The 24,307-nt window shown below is 71.3% G+C and carries 21 protein-coding genes; 8 read left to right on the top strand and 13 right to left on the bottom strand.

Annotated elements, in window-relative coordinates; translation table 11 throughout:
* Window positions 1-11 precede the first annotated feature (11 nt).
* Window positions 12-350, bottom strand: a complete 339-nt coding sequence (locus AB0R04_RS07105) for a hypothetical protein (RefSeq protein WP_063349518.1) — start codon at window positions 348-350, stop codon at window positions 12-14.
* Between the two features lie 72 nt (window positions 351-422).
* On the opposite strand from AB0R04_RS07105, the gene AB0R04_RS07100 reads away from it, so the two are divergent.
* Window positions 423-1,064 (top strand): DUF2461 domain-containing protein, encoded by a 642-nt coding sequence (locus tag AB0R04_RS07100; RefSeq protein WP_363368904.1) that lies wholly within the window; start codon window positions 423-425, stop codon window positions 1,062-1,064.
* A gap of 65 nt (window positions 1,065-1,129) precedes the next feature.
* Here the strand turns inward: AB0R04_RS07100 and AB0R04_RS07095 are convergent, their stop codons facing one another.
* Complete coding sequence (locus AB0R04_RS07095) at window positions 1,130-2,077, bottom strand: heme o synthase (RefSeq protein ID WP_363368902.1); 948 nt, start codon at window positions 2,075-2,077, stop codon at window positions 1,130-1,132.
* Between the two features lie 463 nt (window positions 2,078-2,540).
* On the opposite strand from AB0R04_RS07095, the gene tkt reads away from it, so the two are divergent.
* From tkt to pgl, 5 genes are all read left to right on the top strand, one after another.
* Window positions 2,541-4,640 (top strand): transketolase, encoded by a 2,100-nt coding sequence (gene tkt / locus AB0R04_RS07090; RefSeq protein WP_363368900.1) that lies wholly within the window; start codon window positions 2,541-2,543, stop codon window positions 4,638-4,640.
* Between the two features lie 89 nt (window positions 4,641-4,729).
* The gene (gene tal / locus AB0R04_RS07085; protein ID WP_063349514.1) at window positions 4,730-5,869 is read left to right on the top strand and encodes a transaldolase; all 1,140 of its coding nucleotides are present in this window, start codon (window positions 4,730-4,732) and stop codon (window positions 5,867-5,869) included.
* Window positions 5,870-5,933: 64 nt separating this feature from the next.
* Window positions 5,934-7,490 carry a glucose-6-phosphate dehydrogenase gene (zwf, locus tag AB0R04_RS07080; RefSeq protein WP_363369122.1) on the top strand — a complete coding sequence of 519 codons (1,557 nt, stop codon included), beginning with the start codon at window positions 5,934-5,936 and terminating at the stop codon, window positions 7,488-7,490.
* On the top strand, window positions 7,487-8,599 hold the full coding sequence (opcA, locus tag AB0R04_RS07075; protein WP_363368898.1) for a glucose-6-phosphate dehydrogenase assembly protein OpcA: 1,113 nt from the start codon (window positions 7,487-7,489) through the stop codon (window positions 8,597-8,599). The genes zwf and opcA overlap by 4 nt, the downstream gene beginning before the upstream one ends.
* Entirely contained in the window at window positions 8,596-9,384 is a 789-nt protein-coding gene (gene pgl, locus AB0R04_RS07070; protein WP_363368896.1) for a 6-phosphogluconolactonase, read from the top strand. Before opcA ends, pgl begins: the two co-directional genes overlap by 4 nt.
* A 68-nt stretch (window positions 9,385-9,452) precedes the next feature.
* Here pgl and AB0R04_RS07065 read toward each other — a convergent pair whose 3' ends face one another.
* The 11 genes from AB0R04_RS07065 to uvrA form a co-directional block, all read right to left on the bottom strand.
* Window positions 9,453-9,788: an RNA polymerase-binding protein RbpA gene (locus tag AB0R04_RS07065; RefSeq protein WP_079135914.1), complete on the bottom strand. Its 336-nt coding sequence runs from the start codon at window positions 9,786-9,788 to the stop codon at window positions 9,453-9,455.
* Window positions 9,789-9,945: 157 nt separating this feature from the next.
* Window positions 9,946-10,182, bottom strand: a complete 237-nt coding sequence (gene secG / locus AB0R04_RS07060; protein WP_363368894.1) for a preprotein translocase subunit SecG — start codon at window positions 10,180-10,182, stop codon at window positions 9,946-9,948.
* A gap of 87 nt (window positions 10,183-10,269) precedes the next feature.
* Window positions 10,270-11,055: a triose-phosphate isomerase gene (gene tpiA, locus AB0R04_RS07055; RefSeq protein ID WP_363368892.1), complete on the bottom strand. Its 786-nt coding sequence runs from the start codon at window positions 11,053-11,055 to the stop codon at window positions 10,270-10,272.
* Window positions 11,056-11,060: 5 nt separating this feature from the next.
* Entirely contained in the window at window positions 11,061-12,263 is a 1,203-nt protein-coding gene (locus AB0R04_RS07050; protein WP_363368890.1) for a phosphoglycerate kinase, read from the bottom strand.
* A gap of 151 nt (window positions 12,264-12,414) precedes the next feature.
* The gene (gap, locus tag AB0R04_RS07045; protein WP_063349506.1) at window positions 12,415-13,422 is read right to left on the bottom strand and encodes a type I glyceraldehyde-3-phosphate dehydrogenase; all 1,008 of its coding nucleotides are present in this window, start codon (window positions 13,420-13,422) and stop codon (window positions 12,415-12,417) included.
* A gap of 297 nt (window positions 13,423-13,719) precedes the next feature.
* On the bottom strand, window positions 13,720-14,700 hold the full coding sequence (whiA, locus tag AB0R04_RS07040) for a DNA-binding protein WhiA (RefSeq protein ID WP_063349505.1): 981 nt from the start codon (window positions 14,698-14,700) through the stop codon (window positions 13,720-13,722).
* Entirely contained in the window at window positions 14,691-15,662 is a 972-nt protein-coding gene (yvcK, locus tag AB0R04_RS07035) for a uridine diphosphate-N-acetylglucosamine-binding protein YvcK (RefSeq protein WP_107453083.1), read from the bottom strand. Before yvcK ends, whiA begins: the two co-directional genes overlap by 10 nt.
* Before the next feature lie 189 nt (window positions 15,663-15,851).
* The gene (gene rapZ, locus AB0R04_RS07030) at window positions 15,852-16,736 is read right to left on the bottom strand and encodes an RNase adapter RapZ (RefSeq protein ID WP_363368888.1); all 885 of its coding nucleotides are present in this window, start codon (window positions 16,734-16,736) and stop codon (window positions 15,852-15,854) included.
* Between the two features lie 118 nt (window positions 16,737-16,854).
* Window positions 16,855-18,933 carry an excinuclease ABC subunit UvrC gene (gene uvrC / locus AB0R04_RS07025; RefSeq protein WP_363368886.1) on the bottom strand — a complete coding sequence of 693 codons (2,079 nt, stop codon included), beginning with the start codon at window positions 18,931-18,933 and terminating at the stop codon, window positions 16,855-16,857.
* 96 nt (window positions 18,934-19,029) lie between these two features.
* Entirely contained in the window at window positions 19,030-19,482 is a 453-nt protein-coding gene (locus AB0R04_RS07020; RefSeq protein WP_363368884.1) for a Rieske (2Fe-2S) protein, read from the bottom strand.
* 110 nt (window positions 19,483-19,592) lie between these two features.
* Window positions 19,593-22,502: an excinuclease ABC subunit UvrA gene (gene uvrA / locus AB0R04_RS07015; protein ID WP_063349501.1), complete on the bottom strand. Its 2,910-nt coding sequence runs from the start codon at window positions 22,500-22,502 to the stop codon at window positions 19,593-19,595.
* Between the two features lie 268 nt (window positions 22,503-22,770).
* Between uvrA and AB0R04_RS07010 the strand changes: the two genes are divergently transcribed.
* Window positions 22,771-23,505 (top strand): maleylpyruvate isomerase family mycothiol-dependent enzyme, encoded by a 735-nt coding sequence (locus tag AB0R04_RS07010; protein WP_363368882.1) that lies wholly within the window; start codon window positions 22,771-22,773, stop codon window positions 23,503-23,505.
* A 48-nt stretch (window positions 23,506-23,553) separates the two neighbouring features.
* Complete coding sequence (locus AB0R04_RS07005) at window positions 23,554-24,207, top strand: MBL fold metallo-hydrolase (protein ID WP_363368880.1); 654 nt, start codon at window positions 23,554-23,556, stop codon at window positions 24,205-24,207.
* Window positions 24,208-24,307 lie beyond the last annotated feature (100 nt).

The raw sequence follows: 24,307 nt of genomic DNA, 5'->3' as shown, positions 1-24,307 counted from the left end.
CACTCGAAGACTCAGCCGCCGAGCTGGATGCCGGCCATCCGCTTCCACTCGTACGGGCCGGTCTTCACCTTGAGGGCCAGCTCGCCCTCGAAGTCGTCGTGCAGGGTCAGCCCGGCCAGTTCGGCGGCACGGCGGCCGACGGCGTAGCTCGGGGCCACCTGGTCGCCCCAGGCGCCGTCCGCACCGACCACCACGATCCGGGTGGCCACGGCGCCGACGTACTCGACGACCGCGTCGGCGCCGCCCCCGTGCTGGCGGGCGAAGCTGCTGAGGTGCTTGGCGATGCGCTTGGCGCGGCGCTCGGTACGGGCGTCCGGCGCGGCGGCGGTGGCGGTCTCTGCGCTGCTCATGCCCGCATGCTACCCACCGGTAGTCGAGCTGGCGACGGGAGCGCCCTGTGCACCGGGCCACATACTGGGGGCGTGACCTTCTCCGGCTGGCCGGCCGAGGCGCTCGACTTCTACGAGCACCTCGAAGCCGACAATTCCAAGACCTTCTGGCAGGCCCACAAGGAGCAGTACGACGACCTCGTACGGACCCCGATGGAGCTGCTGCTCGCCGAGCTGGAGCCGGAGTTCGGGCCCGGGAAGATCTTTCGCCCCAACCGCGACGTCCGGTTCAGCGCCGACAAGTCTCCGTACAAGACACACATCGGCGCCCACCTGGAGACCGGCGGCTACGTCCAGCTCTCCGCCGACGGCCTGGCCTGCGGCAACGGGATGTACCAGCTCGCCCCCGACCAGTTGGACCGCTACCGCGCCGCCGTCGCCGAGGACGTCAGCGGTGCCGAACTGGAGCGGGTGATTGCCGCGGTGGAGCAGGACGGCCCCCGGGTGCACGGCCGGGACTCCCTCAAGACCGCTCCGCGCGGCTTCCCCAAGGACCACCCGAGGATCGAGCTGCTGCGCCACAAGGGCCTGGTCGCCTGGCAGGAGTGGGCGCCCGCGCAGTGGCTCGGCACCCGCGGCGCCCGCACCCGGATCGCCGCCTTCCTGCGCGCCTCCCAGCCGCTCCGGGACTGGCTGGACGACCACGTCGGCCCGTCCGAGCTGCCGGCGCGGTGAGAACGCGAAGAGAACGCGAAGAGCCCCGGTCCACCGGACCGGGGCTCTTCGACGTCGGACAGGCCTTACTTGACGAACGGGTCGATCGCGCACACCACGAACAGCAGCGACAGGTAGGTGATCGACCAGTGGAACAGCCGCATCTCCTTCAGCTTCACGCCCACCACCCCGGCCTTGGCCCGGCCGTACAGCGCGTGCGCCTCGCGCAGCCAGAACCCGCCGAGCAGCACCGCGGTGACGGGGTACAGCCAGCTCATGTGCCCCAGCGGCCACACCGCCAGCGAGGTCGCCACCATCACCCAGGAGTAGGCGACGACCTGCTTGCCGACGGCGACGTTGCCCTTGACCACCGGCAGCATCGGCACGCCGGCCCGCTCGTAGTCCTCGCGCACCTTCATCGAGAGCACCCAGGTGTGCGGCGGCGTCCAGAAGAACACCACCAGGAACAGCGCGACCGCCGCCCAGGACAGCGAGTTGGTGACGGAGGACCAGCCGATCAGTACCGGCATGCAGCCGGCGATGCCGCCCCAGACGATGTTCTGCGAGGTGCGCCGCTTGAGCCCCAGCGTGTAGACGAACACGTAGAACAGCAGCGCGCCGAGCGCCAGTCCGGAGGAGAGCCAGTTGACGCCGAAGCCCAGCAGCAGGGTCGAGACGATCGCGAGGACGATGCCGAACACCAGCGCCTCGCGCGGCGACACCATCCCGGTGACGATCGGCCGGCGCTCGGTGCGGGTCATCACCGCGTCGATGTCGCGGTCGATGTACATGTTGAGGGCGTTGGCGCCGCCCGCCGAGAGGTAGCCGCCGACCACGACCTTCAGCACCAGCAGCATGTTCGGGACGCCCTGTTGGGCGAGGAACATCACCGGCACCGTGCTCATCAGCAGCAGTTCGATGATCCGTGGCTTGGTCAGTGCGACGAAGGCGCCGACACGGGCCCCGATGGGCCGGTGCGCAGGAGTCGCCCCGGTGACCCCGGCGGGACGGGTTTCGACGGCGGTCACTAACACCCCAACTGAAGATGAATCCTCGCAGGCGTCCACAGGAACGAAGGGTCCCAAATCGTCCGCTCTGCGCGTACCACGCCACCTTAGACGCTCCATATATCCCATCCGGCTCCGGGGTCCCCCGGCGAGGCCGATGGCACACCCCCGGGTGAACCGACTGGGTGAAGCCACGAAGCCGTTCCGGCGCGCCGCCGCAACCCGTCCTGACCACCGGGGCGGCAGGGTGCCGTAAAACAGGAGAGTCTGGGACAAAATCAGGCAGGCTGCCCTGGTGGGAATCACCATACGGATTTCCTGGTTGTCCCAGCACGGAGGGTGAGCCCCGGGCCGGACGGTAGGCTCGCACGCAGAAGCGGGATCTACCCTCCGTGACCGGCACCACCCAGCGTCGAGACCACAGCGCCGTGGCCGACCCGGTCCCCTTTCACGGGGTCACTCTTCACAACGGAAGGAGCCCTGAGACAGGGTGAGCACGACGCCGACGAACGCATTCGAGTGGTCCGAACTGGATGAGCGCACGGTTGACACAGCGCGGGTCCTGGCCATGGACGCCGTCCAGAAGGTCGGCAACGGACACCCCGGGACGGCCATGTCGCTGGCCCCCGCGGCGTACCTGATCTTCCAGCGTTTCCTGCGCCACGACCCGACCGACCCCTCGTGGGTCGGCCGCGACCGGTTCGTGCTGTCCCCCGGGCACACGAGCCTGACCCTCTACACCCAGCTGTACCTGTCGGGCTACGGCCTGGAGCTGGACGACCTCAAGGCCTTCCGCGTCGCGGGCAGCCGCACCCCGGGCCACCCGGAGCACGGCCACACCGCGGGCGTGGAGACCACCACCGGCCCGCTCGGCCAGGGCATCGCCAACGCGGTGGGCATGGCGATGGCCGCCCGCTACGAGCGCGGCCTGTTCGACCCGGACGCCGCCGCCGGCGAGTCCCCCTTCGACCACACCATCTGGGCCATCGTCTCGGACGGCGACCTGGAGGAGGGCATCTCCGCCGAGGCCTCCTCGCTGGCCGGCCACCAGAAGCTGGGCAACCTGGTCGCCCTGTACGACGACAACCACATCTCGATCGAGGGCGACACCGAGACCGCCTTCTCCGAGGACGTCCTCAAGCGCTACGAGGCGTACGGCTGGCACGTCCAGCGGGTCGCCCCGAAGGCCAACGGCGACATCGACGTGGCCGTCCTGGCCGACGCGCTGGCCGCGGCCAAGGCCGAGGCCACCCGTCCGTCGATCATCTCGATGCGCACGATCATCGCCTGGCCGGCCCCGGACGCCCAGAACACCGCCAAGGCGCACGGCTCCGCGCTCGGCGCCGCCGAGATCGCCGCCACCAAGAAGGTCCTGGGCTTCGACCCGGAGAAGACCTTCGAGGTCTCCGACAAGGTGATCGAGCACGCCCGCGAGGTCATCAAGCGCGGCAAGGCCGCCCACGCCGAGTGGGAGCAGTCCCTGGAGGCCTGGCGCGCCGCCGACCCGCAGCGCGCCGCCGAGTTCGACCGCATCCAGGCCGGCGAGCTGCCCGAGGGCTGGAAGAAGACCGTCCCGGTCTTCCCGGCCGGCAAGGACGTCGCCACCCGCAAGGCCTCCGGCGAGACCCTCAAGGCGCTCGGCGCGGTCATCCCGGAGCTGTGGGGCGGCTCGGCCGACCTCGCCGAGTCCAACCTCACCACGATCGACGAGGACAGCTCGTTCCTCCCCGAGGGCAACCCGCTGAAGAGCGCCAGCCCGTACGGCCGGACGATCCACTTCGGTATCCGCGAGCACGCCATGGGCTCGACCATGAACGGCATCGCCCTGCACGGCAAGACCCGCGTGTACGGCGGCACCTTCCTGGTCTTCGCCGACTACATGCGCCCGGCCGTGCGCCTGGCCGCGCTGATGAAGCTGCCGGTCACCTACGTCTGGACGCACGACTCGATCGGCCTCGGCGAGGACGGCCCGACCCACCAGCCGGTCGAGCACATGGCCTCGCTGCGCGCCATCCCGGGCCTGGCCATGGTCCGCCCGGCCGACGCCAACGAGACGGCCGTCGCCTGGCGCACCGTCATCGAGCGCCAGACCACCCACCCGGGCCCGGTCGGCCTGGCGCTCACCCGCCAGAACGTCCCGACCTTCGACCGCGAGGTCTTCGGCTCCGCCGAGGGCACCGCGAAGGGCGGCTACATCCTGGCCGAGGCCTCCAGCGGCGACCCGCAGGTGATCCTGCTGGGCACCGGTTCCGAGGTCCAGCTGGCGGTCAAGGCCCGCGAGGTGCTGGAGGCCGAGGGCATCGCCACCCGGGTGGTCTCGGTGCCGTCCTTCGAGTGGTTCCAGGAGCAGGACCAGGCCTACCGTGACAGCGTGCTGCCGCCGTCGGTCAAGGCCCGGGTGTCGGTCGAGGCCGGCATCGGCCAGGGCTGGCGCGAGCTGGTCGGCGACCACGGCCGGATCGTCTCGCTGGAGCACTTCGGCGCCTCCGCCGACTACAAGGTGCTCTTCGAGGAGTTCGGCCTGACCGCCGAGCGCGTGGTGGCCGAGGCCCACAACGCCCTCCGTTCCCTTGAGGCCGTCAACCGCTGACGCCCCCTGGGCCGTGCGCCCGCCCGCACGCGGGCGCACGGCCCCCTCTGACTACCCCACGAAGCAGAAGAAAAAAGGACTGAAGCACCATGACTGACGCACTGAAGCGCCTCAGCGACGAAGGCGTGGCGATCTGGCTGGACGACCTCAGCCGCAAGCGGCTGAACACCGGCAACCTCGCCGAGCTGGTGCAGAACAAGCACGTGGTGGGCGTGACCACCAACCCGACCATCTTCCAGAAGGCCATCGGCGGCGGCGACGACTCCTATGACGGCCAGCTGCGCGACCTCGCCGTCCGCAAGGTCACCACCGACGAGGCCGTCCGCATGATCACCACCTCGGACGTGCGTGACGCGGCCGACGTGCTGCGCCCGGTCTACGACGCCTCCAACGGCCGCGACGGCCGGGTCTCCATCGAGGTCGACCCGCGCCTGGCGCACGAGACCGCGGCCACCGTGGCCGAGGCCAAGCAGCTGTGGTGGCTGGTCGACCGTCCGAACGTCTTCATCAAGATCCCCGCCACCAAGGCCGGCCTGCCCGCGATCGCCGAGGTGATCGGCCGGGGCATCAGCGTCAACGTCACGCTGATCTTCTCGCTGGAGCGCTACAAGGCCGTCATCGACGCCTACCTGACCGGCCTGGAGGCCGCCAAGGCCAAGGGCCTGGACCTCTCCCAGATCGAGTCGGTCGCCTCCTTCTTCGTCTCCCGCGTGGACACCGAGATCGACAAGCGCCTGGAGAAGATCGGCGGCGACGCCCGGGACCTGCGCTCCAAGGCCGCCCTGGCCAACGCCCGCCTCGCCTACCAGGCGTACGAGGAGGTCTTCGGCTCGGTCGACGGCAAGTCCGCCGGCAGCGCCCGCTGGCGCTCGCTGGAGGCCGCCGGCGCCAAGCCGCAGCGCCCGCTGTGGGCCTCCACCGGTGTCAAGGACCCGGCCCTGCCGGACACCCTGTACGTCACCGAGCTGGTCGCCCCCGGCACGGTCAACACCATGCCCGAGGCCACCCTGGAGGCCACCGCCGACCACGGTGTGGTCACCGGCGGCACCATCGTCCCCAACTACGCCGACGCCAAGGCCGTGATGGACGCCATCGCCGCCGCCGGCGTGGACTACGACGACGTGGTCCAGGTGCTGGAGGACGAGGGCGTGGAGAAGTTCGAGCAGTCCTGGAACGAGCTGCTCGACACCGTCACCGCCTCGCTCGCCTCCTTCGCCGGCGAGAAGTGACCGTTCGCTCACACAGCCAGCGCACGAAAGCGGAGCCCAACAAGTGAGCACTGATTTCCCCGAGTTGACCTCGGAGTCGGACGCGGACGATCTCCCGCCGGCCCCCGTCAACCCGCTTCGTGACCCGGCCGACCGACGGCTCCCGCGCATCGCGGGGCCGTCCGGTCTGGTCATCTTCGGAGTCACCGGCGACCTGTCCCGCAAGAAGCTCATGCCGGCCATCTACGACCTGGCCAACCGCGGTCTGCTGCCGCCGGGCTTCTCTCTCGTCGGCTTCGCCCGGCGCGAGTGGGACGACGAGGACTTCGCCAAGGAGGTCCACGACGCGGTCAAGGAGCACGCCCGCACCCCGTTCCGGGAGGAGGTCTGGCAGCAGCTCGCCAAGGGCATGCGCTTCGTCCACGGCACCTTCGACGACGACGACGCCTTCGACAAGCTCCGCGAGACCATCGTCGAGCTGGACAAGGCGCAGGGCACCGGCGGCAACTTCGCCTTCTACCTGTCCGTCCCGCCGAAGTTCTTCCCGACCGTCGTCCAGCAGCTCAAGAAGCACGGCCTGGCCGACCCCCCGCAGGGCTCGTGGCGCCGCGCGGTCATCGAGAAGCCCTTCGGCCACGACCTGGAGAGCGCCCAGGAGCTGAACCGGATCGTCCACGAGGTCTTCCCCCGGGACGAGGTCTTCCGGATCGACCACTACCTGGGCAAGGAGACGGTCCAGAACATCCTGGCGCTGCGCTTCGCCAACCAGATGTTCGAACCGATCTGGAACCGGTCGTACGTCGACCACGTGCAGATCACCATGGCCGAGGACATCGGCATCGGCGGCCGGGCCGGCTACTACGACGGCATCGGCTCCGCCCGCGACGTCATCCAGAACCACCTGCTCCAGCTGATGGCGCTCACCGCCATCGAGGAGCCGGCGTCCTTCCACCCGAAGGCGCTGGTCGCCGAGAAGCTCAAGGTGCTCAGCGCCGTCAAGCTCCCGGCCGACCTCGGCCGGCACACCGTGCGCGGCCAGTACGCGGCCGGCTGGCAGGGCGGCGAGGAGGTGGTCGGCTACCTGGACGAGGACGGCATCGACCCGGACTCCAAGACCGACACCTACGCGGCGATCAAGCTGGAGATCAACAACCGCCGCTGGGCGGGCGTCCCGTTCTACCTGCGCACCGGCAAGCGGCTGGGCCGCCGGGTCACCGAGATCGCGGTGGTCTTCCAGCGCGCCCCGTACCTGCCGTTCGACTCCTACGCGACCGAGGAGCTGGGGCAGAACGCCCTGGTCATCCGGGTCCAGCCGGACGAGGGCGTGACGGTGCGGTTCGGCTCCAAGGTGCCGGGCACCTCCTTCGAGGTCCGGGACGTCACGATGGACTTCGCCTACGGCGAGTCCTTCACCGAGTCCAGCCCGGAGGCGTACGAGCGGCTCATCCTCGATGTGCTGCTCGGCGACGCCAACCTGTTCCCGCGTCACCAGGAGGTCGAGCTCTCCTGGCAGATCCTCGACCCGATCGAGAAGTACTGGGACACCCACGGCAAGCCCGCCCAGTACTCCGCGGGGACCTGGGGCCCGGCCGAGGCGGACGAGATGCTCGCACGAGACGGCAGGAGCTGGCGCCGGCCATGAAGATCGACCTCACCAACACGACGTCCAGCAAGATCAACGCCGCGCTGATGGAGGCGCGCCGGGCCAGTGGCTCCACCGCCGCCGGCATGGTGCTCACCCTGGTGATCGTGACCGACGAGGGCAGCGCGTACGACGCCCTCAAGGCCGCCAACGACGCCTCCCGCGAGCACCCCTCACGCACCCTCGCGGTGATCAAGCGCGCCGGGCGCTCGCCCCGGGCCCGCGCCGAGACCCGGCTGGACGCCGAGATCCTGGTCGGCACCGACGCCGGCTCGGGAGAGACGGTCATCCTGCGCATGCACGGCGAACTCGCCGCGCACGCCCAGTCGGTGGTCCTGCCACTGCTGCTCCCGGACGCCCCGGTCGTCGTCTGGTGGCCCGACAACGCGCCGCTGCACCCGGCGCAGGACCCGCTGGGCGCGCTCGCCCAGCGCCGGATCACCGACGCCGTCACCGCCGAGTCCCCGGTCGGCCAGCTCGCCCAGCGGGCCCAGAGCTACACCCCGGGCGACACCGACCTGGCCTGGACCCGGATCACCGGCTGGCGCTCGATGCTGGCCGCCGCGCTGGACCAGCGGCCGGTCACGATCACCTCCGCGGTGGTCGAGGGCGAGTCCTACAACCCCAGCGTCGAGCTGCTCGGCCTCTGGCTGCACAACCGGCTGCACGTGCCGGTCGAGCGGGTCGTCACCGGCGGCCCCGGCATCACCGCGGTGCACCTGCGCACCAAGGACGGCGACATCACCCTGGACCGCCCGGACGGCCTGATGGGCACGCTCTCCATGGCCGGCTCCCCGGACCGCCAGGTGGCGCTCAAGCGGCGCGAGACCTCGGAGCTGATCGCCGAGGAGCTGCGCCGGCTCGACCCGGACGACATCTACGCGACGGCCGTGCGCACGCCCGTCGACCGGCTGCGCGAGCCGGACACCGCCGAGACGGCGGCGGCCGAGCGGGTCGCCCGCGCGGCGGTCGCCGAGGCCGCGGTGGCCAACCCCGCCCGGGTGACCGCCAAGGTCGCGTCCGAGGCCTCGTCCGAGGACGTGCCCGAGGACGCCGAGAAGGCTCCCGCCAAGAAGCCCGCCAAGCGCGCCGCCAAGGGGAGCGCATGACCAACGCGACCCCGCAGCTGGTCGTCCACCGGGACAAGGAGCTGATGGCCCAGGCGGCCGCGGCCCGGCTGATCACCCGGATCGTGGACGCCCAGGCCGCCCGCGGCACCGCCTCGGTGGTGCTCACCGGCGGGCGCAACGGCAACGCCCTGCTGGCCGCGATCGCCGCCTCCCCGGCGCGCGACGCGGTCGACTGGGCGCGGCTGGACCTCTGGTGGGGCGACGAGCGCTTCGTCCCCGCCGGGGACCCGGACCGCAACGCCGTCCAGGCCCGCGCCGAACTGCTGGACTCCGTCCCGCTCGACCCGGCGCGGGTGCACGAGATGCCCGCCTCGGACGGTGCGGACGGCTCCGACGTGGAGGCCGCCGCCGCCCGCTACGCGGAGGAGCTGGCGAAGGCCTCCGGCCCGGGCGACCGGCTCGGCGTCCCGGCCTTCGACGTGCTGCTGCTCGGCGTCGGCCCGGACACCCATGTCGCCTCGCTCTTCCCCGAGCACCCGGGCGTGCGGGAGACCGAGCTGACCGTGATCGGCGTGCGCGGGGCCCCCAAGCCCCCGCCGACCCGGGTCTCGCTCACCCTCCCGGCGATCCGGGCGGCCCGCGAGGTCTGGCTGCTGGCGGCCGGCGCGGACAAGGCGGACGCGGTCGCGATGGCCCTGTCCGGCCCCGGCGAGCTCCAGGCGCCCGCCTCCGGCGCGTACGGCCGCAGCCGCACCCTGTGGCTGCTGGACCGGGCCGCGGCGGAGCAGATCCCGCCCCAGCTGTACCCGCCGGCCTCGGCGTAACGGGCCCGGCAACGCACAAGGGCGCCACCGTCCTCGACGGTGGCGCCCTTCGCTGTCTGTCGTCCGGGTCAGATCTCGCCGCGCAGCTTGGCCAGCGCCTCGGCGAGGATCGCCTCGCCGTCGGCGTCGGTGCGCCGCTCGCGGACGTAGGCGAGGTGGGTCTTGTACGGCTCGTTGCGCGAGGGCGCGGGCGGGTTGTGCTCGTCCTGCCCGGCCGGGAAACCGCACCGCGGGCAGTCCCAGGTGTCCGGGATGACGGCCTCGGCGGCGAAGCTCGGCCGGGTCTCGTGCTTGTTGGCACACCAGAAGGTGATCCGGTTGCGCGGGGCGGACTCGCCGCGCTCCGCCTCGCCCATCGGGCCCGCTCCGACCCTGCTGCCACGGATGGCGTTGCCACTTGCCACGGTCTGACTCCCTGCGTGCTGGTGCGCCGACCCTCCGCAGTGCGCGTCGGTGGCGAAAGTCGTCCTAGTGTAAGCAGGAGTTAAGCGTCCACCGCCATCGCCTCCGCCCCCGACCGTCCCAGGATAGGCGCTCGGGCGACGGGGCGTCAGGGTTACGTCAGCTCTTGTACTTCAGCACCAGGCCCAGCACGATGATGCAGGCGAACCAGCCGAGACCGACGATGATCGTGATGCGGTCCAGGTTGCGCTCGGCCACCGCCGAGCCGCCGCCGGTGGACATCGCGCCGCCACCGAACATGTCCGACAGGCCGCCGCCCTTCCCCTTGTGCAGCAGCACCAGAAGGATCATCAGCAGACTGAAGATGATCAGGGCAATCGAGAACCCGAGAACCACGACGGGACCAACTCTCTCGTATCTTCGGCGACGGGGCCGGGCCGCTGACAGCGGTCCGGCCCCAAAGCCTACGTTGCTGCGGCGGCGTTAGCCTACTGCCTGCTCACGGTAGCGCACGATCTTGACGAACTCGTCGGCGTCCAGCGAGGCACCGCCGATCAGGCCGCCGTCGATGTCGGGCTTGGCCATCAGACCGGCCGCGCTCGACGACTTCACCGAACCGCCGTACAGCACACGGACCTTGTCGGCCAGCTCGGCGTCGTACAGCTCGGCGATCCGCCTGCGGATGGCAGCGCAGACCTCCTGCGCGTCCTCCGGGGTGGCCACCTCGCCGGTGCCGATCGCCCAGACCGGCTCGTAGGCGACCACGATGGACTCGGCCTGGTGGGCCGGGATGTCCGCCAGGGCGCCGTCCAGCTGGGCGAGGGTGTGCTCGACGTGGGTGCCGGCCTTGCGGACGTCCAGCGGCTCGCCGATGCACAGGATCGGGGTGATCCCGGCCCGGTAGGCGGCCTTGACCTTGGCGTTGACGATCGCCTCGTCCTCACCGTGGTACTGGCGGCGCTCCGAGTGGCCGATCACCGCGAAGGTGCACTTCAGCTTGGCCAGCATCGGGCCGGAGACCTCGCCGGTGTAGGCACCGGAGTCGTGCTGCGAGATGTCCTGCGAGCCGTACTTGATCTTCAGCTTGTCGCCGTCGACCAGGGTCTGCACCGAACGCAGGTCGGTGAACGGCACCAGGACGGCGACCTCGACGGCCGCGTAGTCCTTGTCGGCCAGCGCGAAGGCCAGCTTCTGGGTGTGCTGGATGGCCTCAAGGTGGTTGAGGTTCATCTTCCAGTTGCCCGCCATCAGCGGGAGACGCTCAGTCATTGCTTTCAGCCTTCCAGGGCGGCGAGACCGGGGAGGGTCTTGCCCTCCAGGTACTCGAGGCTGGCGCCACCGCCGGTCGAGATGTGTCCGAATGCGTTCTCGTCGAAGCCCAGGATGCGGACGGCCGCGGCGGAGTCGCCGCCACCGACCACGGTGAACGCGTCGCTGTCGAGCAACGCCTGGGCCACGGCCTTGGTGCCGTTCGCGTAGTCCGGGTGCTCGAAGACACCCATCGGGCCGTTCCAGAACACGGTGCCCGCGTCGGCCAGCTTCGCCGCGTACAGCTCGCGGGTCTTCGGGCCGATGTCCAGGCCCTCCTGGTCGGCCGGGATCGCGTCCGCGGCGACGAGCGAGGGGTTGGCCGGGGCCTTGGTCTTGAGGTCGGGGAACTCCGCCGACACCAGGACGTCCACCGGCAGGACGAACTCGACGCCCGTCGCCTCGGCGCGCTTCAGGTAGTCCAGGACGACCGGGATCTGGTCCTCCTGCAGCAGCGAGATGCCGACCTCGTGGCCCTTGGCCTTGAGGAAGGTGTACGCCATGCCGCCGCCGATCAGGATCCGGTCGGCCTTCTTCAGCAGGTTGTCGATCACGCCGAGCTTGTCGGAGACCTTGGCGCCGCCGAGCACGACCACGTACGGGCGCGCGACCTCCTCGGTGAGCTTCTTGAGCACACCGACCTCGGTGGCGATCAGGTCGCCGGCCGCGTGCGGCAGCAGGCCGGGCAGGTCGTAGACCGAGGCGTGCTTGCGGTGCACGGCGCCGAAGCCGTCGCCGACGTACAGGTCCGCGAGGGCGGCCAGCTGCTCGGCGAAGGCCTTGCGCTCGGCGTCGTCCTTGCTGGTCTCGCCGGTGTTGAAGCGCAGGTTCTCCAGCAGCGCAACCTCGCCGTCGCCCAGCGCGGCCACGGTGGACTCGGCGCTCTCGCCCACGGTGTCGGTGGCGAAGGCGACGTTCTTGCCGAGGATCTCGCCGAGGCGCACGGCCGCCGGGGCCAGCGAGAACTGCGGGTCCGGCGCACCCTTCGGGCGGCCGAGGTGGGAGGCGACGACGACCCGGGCGCCGCGCTCGACGAGCTTGGCGATGGTCGGGGCGACGGCACGGATCCGGCCGTCGTCGGTGATCGTGGTGCCGTCCAGCGGGACGTTCAGGTCGGCACGGACGAACACGCGCTTGCCGGCGACGTCGAGGTCTTCGATGGTCTTCACGGGGATTGGCTCTCCTGGGGAGATGGTTGATGCGCAGAGGCGGCACGGCGCAGGGGCCGCCTGGGAAAGTCCTGGTGCGCAGAGCGAGGGCCCGGTCGGCACAGTGCGCCAGCCGGGCCCTCGCCCCTACATCACGTCAGCTCCCGCTGCGTCAGAGCTGGCCGCCGACGAGGGAGGTCAGGTTGACGAGGCGGTTCGAGTAGCCCCACTCGTTGTCGTACCAGCCGAGCACCTTGACCTGGTTGCCCTGGACCATGGTGAGCTGGGAGTCGAAGATGCAGGAGGCCGGGTCGTTGACGATGTCCGAGGAGACGATCGGGTCCTCGGTGTAGGTCAGGATGCCCTTGAGCGGGCCCTCCTGCGAGGCCTTCTGGAAGGCGGCGTTGACCTCGTCCTTGGTCACCTCGCGCTCCAGGGTGACGACCAGGTCGGTGATGGAGCCGGTCGGGACCGGGACGCGCAGCGAGGTGCCGTCCAGCTTGCCCTTCAGCTCCGGCAGGACCAGGGCGGTCGCCTTGGCGGCACCGGTCGAGGTCGGGATGATGTTCTGCGACGCGGCACGGGCGCGGCGCAGGTCCTTGTGCGGGAAGTCCAGGGTCACCTGGTCGTTGGTGAACGCGTGGACGGTCGTCATCAGGCCCTTGACGATGCCGAAGTTCTCGTGCAGCACCTTGGCCATCGGCGCCACGCAGTTGGTGGTGCAGGAGGCGTTGGAGATGATCGAGTGGTTGGCGGCGTCGTACTTGTCCTCGTTGACGCCCAGGACGATGGTGACGTCCTCGTCGCTCGCGGGCGCCGAGATGATGACCTTCTTCGCGCCGGCGGCGAGGTGCTTCTTCGCGGCCTCGGCCTTGGTGAAGATGCCGGTGGACTCGACGACGATGTCGGCGCCCAGGGCGGCCCACGGCAGGTTGGCGGGGTCACGCTCGGCGCTGACCTGGAAGGTCTTGCCGTCGACGGTGATGCTGTCCTCGGTGTGCGAGACCTCGCCCGGGAAGGTGCCCAGGGTGGTGTCGTACTTGAGCAGGTGAGCCAGGGTCTTCGTGTCAGTGAGGTCGTTGACACCGACGATCTCGATGTCCGCGCCCTGCGCCTTGACCGCGCGGAAGAAGTTGCGGCCGATGCGGCCGAATCCGTTGATGCCTACCCGGATCGTCACGAACCGATCTCCTCGTTAGGTACGCCGGAGCTAAGCCGACGGGGGTGAGATTTGGGAAGTCCCCGACCGCCTATGACCCTACCCCTCCCAGGCCTGGGAGGGCACATCGCGCCACGTGCGACGACCTGGCGTGGCGCGAAATCAGGCCGACCGTCCTTGGCGGTCAGGGCAGTTGGTCCCGGTCAGTGGTCTCTACCAATTTGCGCACACCGGGCGCGTCCGGGTATCCCGTCCGGACACGGCGGCGGCCGGTGCCCGGAATCCGGACACCGGCCGCGGAACAGCCACTTGGTGCGGTCAGTTCATCGCCATCTCGTCGGTGAGGTTGGCCTCGGTGCTCGGCAGGCCGAGCTCGGAGGCGCGCTTGTCGGCCATCGCCAGCAGGCGGCGGATCCGGCCGGCCACCGCGTCCTTGGTCAGCGGCGGGTCGGCGAGCGCGCCCAGCTCCTCCAGCGAGGCCTGCTTGTGCTGCATCCGCAGCTGGCCGGCCGCGGCCAGGTGCTCGGGCACCTCCTCGCCGAGGATCTCCAGCGCCCGCGCCACCCGGGCGCCGGCCGCCACCGCGGCGCGGGCCGAGCGGCGCAGGTTGGCGTCGTCGAAGTTGGCCAGGCGGTTGGCGGTGGCCCGGACTTCGCGCCGCATCCGGCGCTCCTCCCAGGCGAGCACCGACTCGTGCGCGCCGAGCCGGGTCAGCAGCGCGCCGATCGCGTCGCCGTCGCGGATCACCACCCGGTCCACGCCGCGCACCTCGCGGGCCTTGGCCGGGATGCCGAGCCGACGGGCCGCGCCGACCAGGGCGAGGGCGGCCTCGGAGCCGGGGCAGGTGATCTCCAGCGAGGAGGAGCGGCCCGGCTCGGTGAGCGAGCCGTGCGCCAGGAAGGCCCCGCGCCAGGCCGCCTCGGCGTCGCAGGTGGCCCCGGAGACGACTGCCGGGGGCAGCCCCCGGATCGGCCGGCCCCGGCCGTCCACGAGGCCGGTCTGGCGCGCGAGCAGTTCGCCGTCCTTGACCACCCGGACGACGAAGCGGCTGCCGCGCCGCAGTCCGCCGGGGGCCATCACCACGAGGTCGGAGGAGTGTCCGAAGATCTCCAGCAGGTCCTTGCGCAGCCGCCGCGCCGCCGCGCCGGTGTCCAGCTCCGCCTCGATCACGATCCGGCCGCTCACGATGTGCAGCCCGCCCGCGAACCGCAGGATCGCCGACACCTCCGCCTTGCGGCAGCAGGCCCTGGTGACCGGGAGCCGGCTGATCTCGTCCTTCACCGCTGGAGTCATCGCCATGGCCCGATCCTTCCATGTGTCCGGAAAATCCGGTCGTACGCGGCCGCCAACAGCTCCGGGTCGTGTCGCGGGGTGCCGTCGGTGCGGGCCACCCTGCCGAGGACCAGGGCGGCGCCCATCCGCTCGGCGGCCTTCTCCAGACCGGCCAGGTCCGCCTGGCCGAAGGCGCCGCCGGTGACGGCCCGCTCGTCCACCAGGATCGCATCCACCGCGAGGCCCGGGGCGTGGTCGGCGATGACCTCCAGGTGGCGCTGCGGGGTGAAGCCCTCGGTCTCGCCGGGCTGCGGGGCCAGGTTCAGGGTGAGCAGGCGGCGGGCGCGGGTCTCGGTGAGCGCCTTGGCCAGCTCCGGCACCAGCAGGTGCGGCAGCACGCTGGTGAACCAGGAGCCGGGCCCGAGCACCACCCAGTCCGCCTCCCGGACGGCGGTGACCGCCTCCGGGACGGCCGGCGGCCCGTCCGGCAGCAGCCGGATCGACTGCACGGTGCCAGGCGTGACCGCGACGTCGGCCTGGCCGCGGACGGCCGACAGCTCGCCGGGGCGCTCCGGGTCGTGGCCGCGCACGGTCGCCTCGATGTCCAGCGGCACCGCCGACATCGGCAGCACCCGGCCCTGGACGTTCAGCAGCCGGCCGACCCAGTCCAGGGCGGCCACCGGGTCGCCGAGCTTCTCCCAGAGCGCGACGATCAGCAGGTTGCCGACCGCGTGGCCGCCCAGCTCACCGGTGCCGGTGAAGCGCTGCTGGATCACCTCGGACCAGGTGCGCCCCCAGTCGTCGTCCCCGCACAGCGCGGCCAGCGCCTTGCGCAGGTCGCCGGGGGGCAGCACGCCCAGCTCGGTGCGGAGCCGGCCGCTGGAGCCGCCGTCGTCGGCGACGGTGACCACGGCGGTCAGGTCGCTGGTGAGTCGGCGCAGCGCGGAGAGCGAGGCGGACAGGCCCTGGCCGCCGCCGAGCGCGGTGATCCGGGGGGCCGGGTTGGCCCGGGCGGGGCTGCTGCGCGGCCGGCTCGGGACCGGCGTCCGGGCCGGGCCACCCGCCCGGTCGGCACTCCTGTTCTGCGGCTGCCGCCCGGGCACATATCCCGCCACACTCACCTCGCGTTCCTCGCCGCGGCCACCGGCCCCGCCGGCGGCCCGGCTAGGAGGCGGCGGTCACTCCCGTCCCATGTCACGGTGGACGAGCACCGTCTCCACTCCGTCGGCGATGAGACGCTTGGTCAGGCGCTCGGACATCGCGACGCTGCGGTGCTTGCCACCGGTGCAGCCTACGGCAAGCGTCATGTAGCGCTTCCCCTCGCGGCGGTACCCCTCGGTGATGATGCGCAGGAGCTCGGCGTAGCCGTCCAGGAACTCGTTGGCGCCGGGCTGCTGGAACACGTAGTCGGCGACGTCCGCGTCGGTGCCGGTGCGGGCGCGCAGCTCGGGCACCCAGTGCGGGTTGGGCAGGAAGCGGCAGTCCACCACCAGGTCGGCGTCGACCGGCAGGCCGTACTTGAAGCCGAAGGACATCACGGTGGCGCGCAGCTCGGGCTCGTCGTGGTCGGCGAACTGGGCGTCCAGCTTGGCGCGCAGCTGGTGCACGTTGAGGTTGGAGGTGTCGATCACCAGGTCGGCCTCGCCGCGCAGGTCGCGCAGCAGGTCGCGCTCCTGGGCGATGCCGTCGACGATCCGGCCGTCGGCCTGCAGCGGGTGCGGGCGGCGCACGCTCTCGAAGCGGCGGACCAGCGCGTCGTCGGAGGACTCCAGGAAGACCACGCTGAGCCGGACGCCGCGCTTCTCCAACTCGTCGAGGGAGGTGAGCAGGTCGTCGAAGAACTGGCGGCCCCGGACGTCCACGACCACGCCGATCCGGGCGACGTTGCCCTGGGAGCGGGCGCCCAGGTCGACCATGGTCGGGATCAGGGCCGGTGGCAGGTTGTCCACCACGAACCAGCCCAGGTCCTCCAGGCACTTCGCGGCGGTGGAGCGGCCGGCTCCGGACATGCCGGAGATGATCACCAGCTCCGGCGCGTTCTCGGCCACGTCTGACACGGTCACTTCGGTTCCCCGCTCTCGGTCTTTCTGCTGGGGAGAACGCGCACGGCGCGACCACCCTTCCCCTGCCCGGACAGGCGGGCGGGGGCTGGGCGCGTCGTCTGACGGTCGGCGTCGGCCGTCATGGCGTCTCCTGGGATGGTGCGGTCTGGGATGCTGCGGCCACCGGCTCGGCGGCCGGTTCGGCCCCGTCCTCGATGATCTCGCCGGTAGCGGTGTTCACCGCTGGTGCGACGGGTGTACGGGAGGACAACGCCGCCGCAACAGTCTCCGCCGTGCGGCGTCCGATGCCGGGTACGGCGCAGAGTTCGTCGACGGTGGCGGCCCGGAGCCTCTTCAGCGAGCCGAAGTGCTTGAGCAGCGCCTGGCGGCGAGTCTCGCCGAGGCCCGGGACGGAGTCCAGTTCCCCTGCGGTGAGTCGCTTGGAACGCTTGCTGCGCTGGTAGGTGATCGCGAAGCGGTGGGCCTCGTCGCGGACCCGCTGGAGCAGGTAGAGGCCCTCGCTGGAGCGCGGCAGCACGACCGGGTCGTCCTCGCCGGGCAGCCAGACCTCCTCCAGCCGCTTGGCCAGGCCGCACAGCGCGACGTCGTCGATGCCGAGTTCGTCCAGGGCGCGCTTGGCGGCGGCGACCTGCGGCTGGCCGCCGTCGACGACCAGCAGTTGGGGCGGGTAGGCGAAGCGGCGCGGGCGGCCCGTCTCCGGGTCGATCGGGCCGGCCGGGGCCCCGGTGCCGTCGGCGGCGGCGCCCGGGTCGTCGGCCTCGGGGACGACCCACTCGCCGGTCTGCTCGCGCTCCTGGAGGTAGCGGCGGAAGCGCCGGCCGATCACCTCGTGCATCGAGCGGACGTCGTCCTGGCCCTCGAAACCCTTGATCTGGAAGCGCCGGTACTCGCTCTTGCGGGCCAGGCCGTCCTCGAAGACGACCATCGAGGCGACCACGTCCTCGCCCTGGAGGTGCGAGATGTCGAAGCACTCGATGCGCAGCGGCACCGAGTCCAGCTCCAGCGCGTCGGCGATCTCCTGCAGGGCGCGGCTGCGGGTGGTGAGGTCGGAGGCCCGCTTGGTCTTGTGCAGTGCCAGCGCCTGCTGGGCGTTGCGCTGCACGGTGGCCATCAGGTCCTTCTTGTCGCCGCGTTGCGGGATCCGCAGGTCGACCTGGCTGCCGCGCAGGCCGCTCAGCCAGTCCCGGACCGGACCGGACGGCTCGGGCAGCGCGGGGACGAGCACCTCGCGCGGGACGGTCTCGTTGCGCTCGTCCGGGCCGGCGCCGCCGTAGAGCTGCTGGAGGGCGTGCTCGACCAGGCCGGCGGTGTCGACGTCCTCGACCTTGTCGGTGACCCAGCCGCGCTGGCCGCGCACCCGGCCGCCGCGGACGTGGAAGATCTGGACGGCGGCCTCCAGTTCGTCCTCGGCGACGGCCAGCAGGTCGGCGTCGGTGGCGTCGGCGAGCACGATGGCGTTCTTCTCCATCGCGCGCTTGAGGGCGCCGATGTCGTCCCGCAGCCGGGCCGCCTTCTCGTACTCCATCTCCTCGGCGGCCTCCCGCATCTGCTCTTCCAGCCGGCGCAGGTAGTTGCCGGTGCGCCCGGCCATGAAGTCGCAGAAGTCCTCGGCCAGCGCCCGGTGTTCGTCCGGCGAGACCTTGCCGACGCAGGGCGCGGCGCACTTGCCGATGTAGCCGAGCAGGCAGGGCCGGCCGACCTGCCGGGCGCGCTTGAACACGCCGTTGGAGCAGGTGCGGACGGGGAAGACGCGCAGCAGCAGGTCGACCGTCTCGCGGATCGCCCAGGCGTGCCCGTACGGGCCGAAGTAGCGCACGCCCTTCTTGTGCGCCCCGCGCATCACCTGGACCCGCGGGTACTCCTCGTCGAGGGTGACGGCGAGTTCCGGATAGCTCTTGTCGTCGCGGTACTTGACGTTGAACCGCGGGTCGAACTCCTTGATCCAGGAGTACTCCAGCTGGAGCGCCTCGACCTCGGTGGCCACCACCGTCCACTCCACCGAGGCGGCGGTGGTGACCATGGTCGCGGTGCGCGGGTGCAGGCCGGCCAGGTCCTGGAAGTAGGACGACAGACGCGGCCGCAGGCTCTTGGCCTTGCCGACGTAGATGACCCGCCCGTGGGCGTCACGGAACTTGTAGACGCCCGGTGAGGTCGGGATCGCGCCCGGCGCCGGGCGGTAGGTGCTCGGGTCAGCCATGGGTCCACCGTACCGAGTGGAGCCGGGGCCGCGAAGGGGAGATCAACCGGGCGGGGACCGACTGGGCCGAGATCGACTGGGTGGAGATCAACTGCTTCAGCTCGGGGTCACCTTGAGGTTCCCGCCGTCGACCGTGACGGCGTAGGCGGGCAGCGGCCTGGGGGCCGGGCCGTCCTGGACGGCGCCGTCGGCGATGGCGAACCGGCTGCCGTGGCAGGGGCACTGGATCTGCTGGCTCTTCACCTGGTCGACGACACAGCCGGCGTGGGTGCAGACGGCGCTGAAGGCCTTGTACTCCCCCGCGGTCGGCTGGGTCACGACGATCTTCTGGTTGCGGAAGACCTTGCCGCCGCCCTCCGGCACCTCCGAGGCCGGGCCGAGGTCCACCGGGGTCTTGGCCGCGCTGCCGGCGCCGGAGGAGCCCGAGGAACCCGAGGAGGGACCGCAGCCGGCGACCGCCACGGTGCCGCCGGCCGCCAGTACGGCGGCGGCGCCGCAGAGCACGGTGCGGCGGGAGGTGGCGGGGCTGGTCTCGGGGGCCTCTGACATCGGTGCGCTCCTGCGGTTCGGCTTCCTACGAGGGACCTCGGAAGTCTATGCGGCACCCGCTCCGCCGCCCCGGGGGCGGGGCGGCGGAGCGGGCCGCTGCTCCCTCTTCGCTACTTCTTCGCCGCGGCGGCGCGCTTGCGCGGCGCCTTCTTCACCGGGGCGACCGGGGCGTCCGCGAACTCGCCCGGAAGGATGTCCCGGAGGAACTTGCCGGTGTGGCTCTCCGGGACGGCGGCGATCTGCTCCGGGGTGCCCTCGGCGACCACCATGCCGCCGCCGGAACCGCCCTCGGGGCCCATGTCGACGACCCAGTCGGCGGTCTTGATCACATCGAGGTTGTGCTCGATGACGATCACCGTGTTGCCCTTCTCCACCAGCCCGCTGAGCACCTTGATCAGCTTGCTGATGTCCTCGAAGTGCAGGCCGGTGGTGGGCTCGTCCAGCACGTAGACCGTCCGCCCGGTGGAGCGCTTCTGCAGCTCGGAGGCGAGCTTGACGCGCTGCGCCTCGCCGCCGGACAGCGTCGGCGCGGACTGGCCGAGCCGGACGTAGCCGAGGCCGACGTCGTTGAGCGTCCTGAGGTGCCGGGCGATCGCCGGGACGGCCTCGAAGAAGGCCAGCGCCTCCTCGATCGGCATGTCCAGCACCTCGGAGATGGACTTGCCCTTGTAGTGGACCTCCAGCGTCTCCCGGTTGTACCGGGCGCCGTGGCAGACCTCGCACGGCACGTAGACGTCCGGCAGGAAGTTCATCTCGATCTTGATGGTGCCGTCGCCCGAGCAGTTCTCGCAGCGGCCGCCCTTGACGTTGAAGGAGAACCGGCCGGGCAGGTAGCCGCGGACCTTCGCCTCCTGCGTCTCCGCGAAGAGCCGGCGCACGTGGTCGAACACCCCGGTGTAGGTGGCCGGGTTGGAGCGCGGGGTGCGCCCGATCGGCGACTGGTCGACGTGCACCACCTTGTCCACCAGGTCGGTGCCGGTGATCCGGGTGTGCCGACCGGGCACGCTGCGGGCGCCGTTCAGCTCCCGGGCGAGGTGGGTGTAGAGGATGTCGTTGACCAGCGTCGACTTGCCGGAGCCGGAGACGCCGGTGATCGCGGTGAAGGTGCCGAGCGGGAAGCCGACCGTGACGTCCTTGAGGTTGTGCTCGCGGGCGCCGTGGACGGTCAGCTGGCGCTTCTTGTCCCGGTCGCGGCGGCCCGCCGGGATCGGGATGGACCGCTTGCCGGAGAGGTACTGGCCGGTCAGCGACTCCTTGTTGGACAGCAGCCCCTTCAACGAGCCGGAGTGCACCACCTTGCCGCCGTGCTCGCCGGCGCCCGGGCCGATGTCGACCACCCAGTCCGCCGTCTTGATGGTGTCCTCGTCGTGCTCGACCACGATCAGCGTGTTGCCGATGTCGCGCAGCCGCACCAGCGTCTCGATCAGCCGGTGGTTGTCCCGCTGGTGCAGGCCGATGGACGGCTCGTCCAGCACGTACAGCACGCCGACCAGGCCGGAGCCGATCTGGGTGGCCAGCCGGATGCGCTGGGCCTCGCCGCCGGACAGGGTGCCGGCCGCGCGGTTCAGCGAGAGGTAGTCCAGGCCGACGTCGACCAGGAAGCGCAGCCGCTCGTTGACCTCCTTGAGGACGCGCTCGGCGATCTGCTTGTCCCGGTCGTTCAGCTTCATCGCGCCCAGGAACTCGGCGCAGTCGCTGATCGACATCGCCGAGACGTCGGCGATCGACTTCTCCTCGACGGTGACCGCGAGCACCACCGGCTTGAGCCGGGTGCCCTCGCACGTCGGGCAGGGCACCTCGCGCATGTAGCCCTCGAAGCGCTCGCGGCTGCTGTCGCTCTCCGCCTCGGTGTGCCGGCGCTGGATGAACGGGACGGCGCCCTCGAAGCCGGTGCTGTACGAGCGCTCGCGCCCGAAGCGGTTGCGGTAGCTGACCTGCACCTGGTGCTTGTGCCCGTACAGCAGCGCCTTCTTGGCGCGGGCCGGCAGCCCGGCCCACGGGATGTCGGTGCGGAAGCCCAGCTCCCCGGCGAGCGCGTCGATCAGGCGCTGGAAGTACTCCTTGGCGTGGCCCGCCGACCACGGGTGGATCGCGCCCTCCTCCAGCGAGCGCTCCGGGTCCGGGATGACCAGCTCCGGGTCGACCTCCATCCGGTTGCCCAGGCCCGAGCAGTCCGGGCAGGCGCCGAACGGCGAGTTGAAGGAGAACGAGCGCGGCTCCAGCTCCTCGAACGACACGTCGTCGTACGGGCAGTAGAGGTGCTCGGAGTACATCCGCTCGCGCTCCGGGTCGTCCTCCGCGAGGTCGACGAAGTCGAGCACGACCATGCCGCCGGACAGCCGCAGGGCCGTCTCCACCGAGTCGGTGAGCCGCCGCTTGGCGCTCTCCTTGACGGTCAGGCGGTCGATGACCACCTCGACGGTGTGCTTCTCCTGCTTCTTGAGCTTCGGCGGCTCGGCGAGCTGGATCGTCCCGCCGTCCACCCGGGCGCGCGAGTAGCCCTTGGACTGGAGGTCGGCGAAGAGGTCGACGAACTCGCCCTTGCGCTCGCGCACCACCGGGCTGAGCACCTGGAACCGGGTGCCCTCGGCGAGCTCCAGCACCTTGTCGACGATCGCCTGCGGCGACTGCTTGGCGATCGGGCGGCCGCAGTGCGGGCAGTGCGGCTTGCCGATCCGGGCGAACAGCAGGCGCAGGTAGTCGTAGACCTCGGTGATCGTGCCGACGGTCGAACGGGGGTTGCGGTTGGTGGACTTCTGATCGATCGAGACGGCCGGGGAGAGGCCTTCGATGAAGTCCACATCGGGCTTGTCCATCTGCCCGAGGAACTGGCGGGCGTAGGAGGACAGCGACTCGACGTAGCGGCGCTGGCCCTCGGCGAAGATCGTGTCGAAGGCGAGCGAGGACTTGCCGGAGCCGGAGAGGCCCGTGAAGACGATGAGGGAGTCGCGGGGCAGGTCGAGCGAGACGTTCTTGAGGTTGTGCTCGCGAGCACCGCGGACGATGAGGCGGTCGGCCACTGCTTCTGGCGCCTTTCTCCGGGGCGAGAGGACTTGCGGGGAGATGTGTGCTTCTTCCAGGATGCGGCAGCCAGCCTACTAGCTCAGACGTTCGAATATCGACCGTGTCCAGCGGAGTCCACCCGAACGAGTGAGAGCGCCCCTCGGACCCTCCGTACCCGGACCGAAAAAGGCCCTGCTCAGCGGTCGGATTCGGCGATAGCGTCAGCTGGTCAACGAGCGGAGCCCCCCGCGGGCAACGCGCCGTCTCCCACAGAAGGCCGATCCGATGACCGACCCGCAGACCGCCGCCGAGGCCGCCGCGCAGTACCTGGCCCTGGTCGAGGAGAGCACCCGGCACCTGCTGCACACCGTCGCCGAGCTGAAGCCCGAGGCCGTCGCCGAACCCTCCGCCCTGCCCGGCTGGACCCGCGGTCACGTGCTGGCCCACCTCGCCCGCAACGCCGACTCCCTGGTCAACCTGCTGGACGGCGCCCGCACCGGCACCGACATCCCGCAGTACGCCAGCACCGAGGCCCGCGACCGGCAGATCGAGGAGGGCGCGCCCCGCCCGGTGGACGTCCAGCTCGCCGACCTGCACGACTCCCGCGAGCGCTTCGCCGCGGCCGCCGCGCTGCTGCCCGCCGAAGCCTGGACGGTCGAGGTCCGCCACCGCACCGGCTACGTCTTCCCCGCCCACGACCTCCCGTGGAAGCGCCTCGCCGAGGTCGAGTACCACCACGTCGACCTGGACGCCGGCCACACCCCCGCGCACTGGCCGGAGGTCTTCGCCGTCACCGAGTTCCACAAGATCGCCAACAAGCTGCACGGCACCGCCCTGCCCGGCGTCGAGCTGGTCGCCGAGGACACCGGGGACATCGGCCTGATCGGCACCGGCGAGCCCGTCCTCACCGTCCAGGGCCCCCTCCGCTCCCTGCTCGCCTGGCTCTCCGGCCGCTCCGACGGCGCCGGCCTGCGGACCACCCCCGACACCGCCCTCCCCCAGCTTCCCCCGCTGGGCTGACGGCGCGAAGATGATCCTGAACCCCTTCACCGGACGAGGAGCGCACGGATGACGTACCACGGAGCGGTCAAGGTCGGCGGGCCGCCGGACGTGCGGGAGCTGGCGCACCTGATCATCACCAAGGTGGCCGTCGGCCCGTACGACAACAACGCCTACCTGCTGCGCTGCCGGGCCACCGACGAGCAGCTGCTGATCGACGCGGCCGCCGACGCCCCGGTGCTGCTGGAGACCGTCGGTGACGAGCTCGCCACCGTGGTCACCACCCACCGGCACCACGACCACTGGGCCGCGCTCGCCGAGGTGGTCGCCGTGACGGGGGCTCGCACCGCCGCCGGCGCGCACGACGCCGAGGGCGTCGACGTGCCCACCGAGCTGCTGCTCGCGGACGGCGACCAGCTGCGGGTCGGCGACGTGGAACTCACCGTCCGGCACCTGGTCGGGCACACCCCGGGCGCGATCGTGCTGATCTACGACGACCCGCAGGGCCACCCGCACGTCTTCACCGGCGACTGCCTCTTCCCGGGCGGCGTCGGCAACACCTGGGGCGATGCGGAGGCCTTCACGAGCCTCTTCCGGGACGTCAACGCGAAGATCTTCGACGTCCTGCCGGACGAGGCCTGGGTCTACCCCGGCCACGGCAGCGACACCACCCTCGGCGCCGAGCGCCCGCACCTCGACGAGTGGCGCGAGCGCGGCTGGTGACCTCGGCCTCCGGGCACCGGGCACCGGGCACCGGGCACCGGGCACCGGGCACGACGAGGCCCCCGCGATCCCTTCCGGGTCGCGGGGGCCTCGGCCGTCA

It is taken from the genome of Kitasatospora sp. NPDC056731 (assembly GCF_040687675.1).
Lineage (GTDB): Bacteria > Actinomycetota > Actinomycetes > Streptomycetales > Streptomycetaceae > Kitasatospora.
The sequence above is the reverse complement of the archived record's forward strand: the minus strand, read 5'-3'. Positions and strand labels throughout refer to the sequence as shown.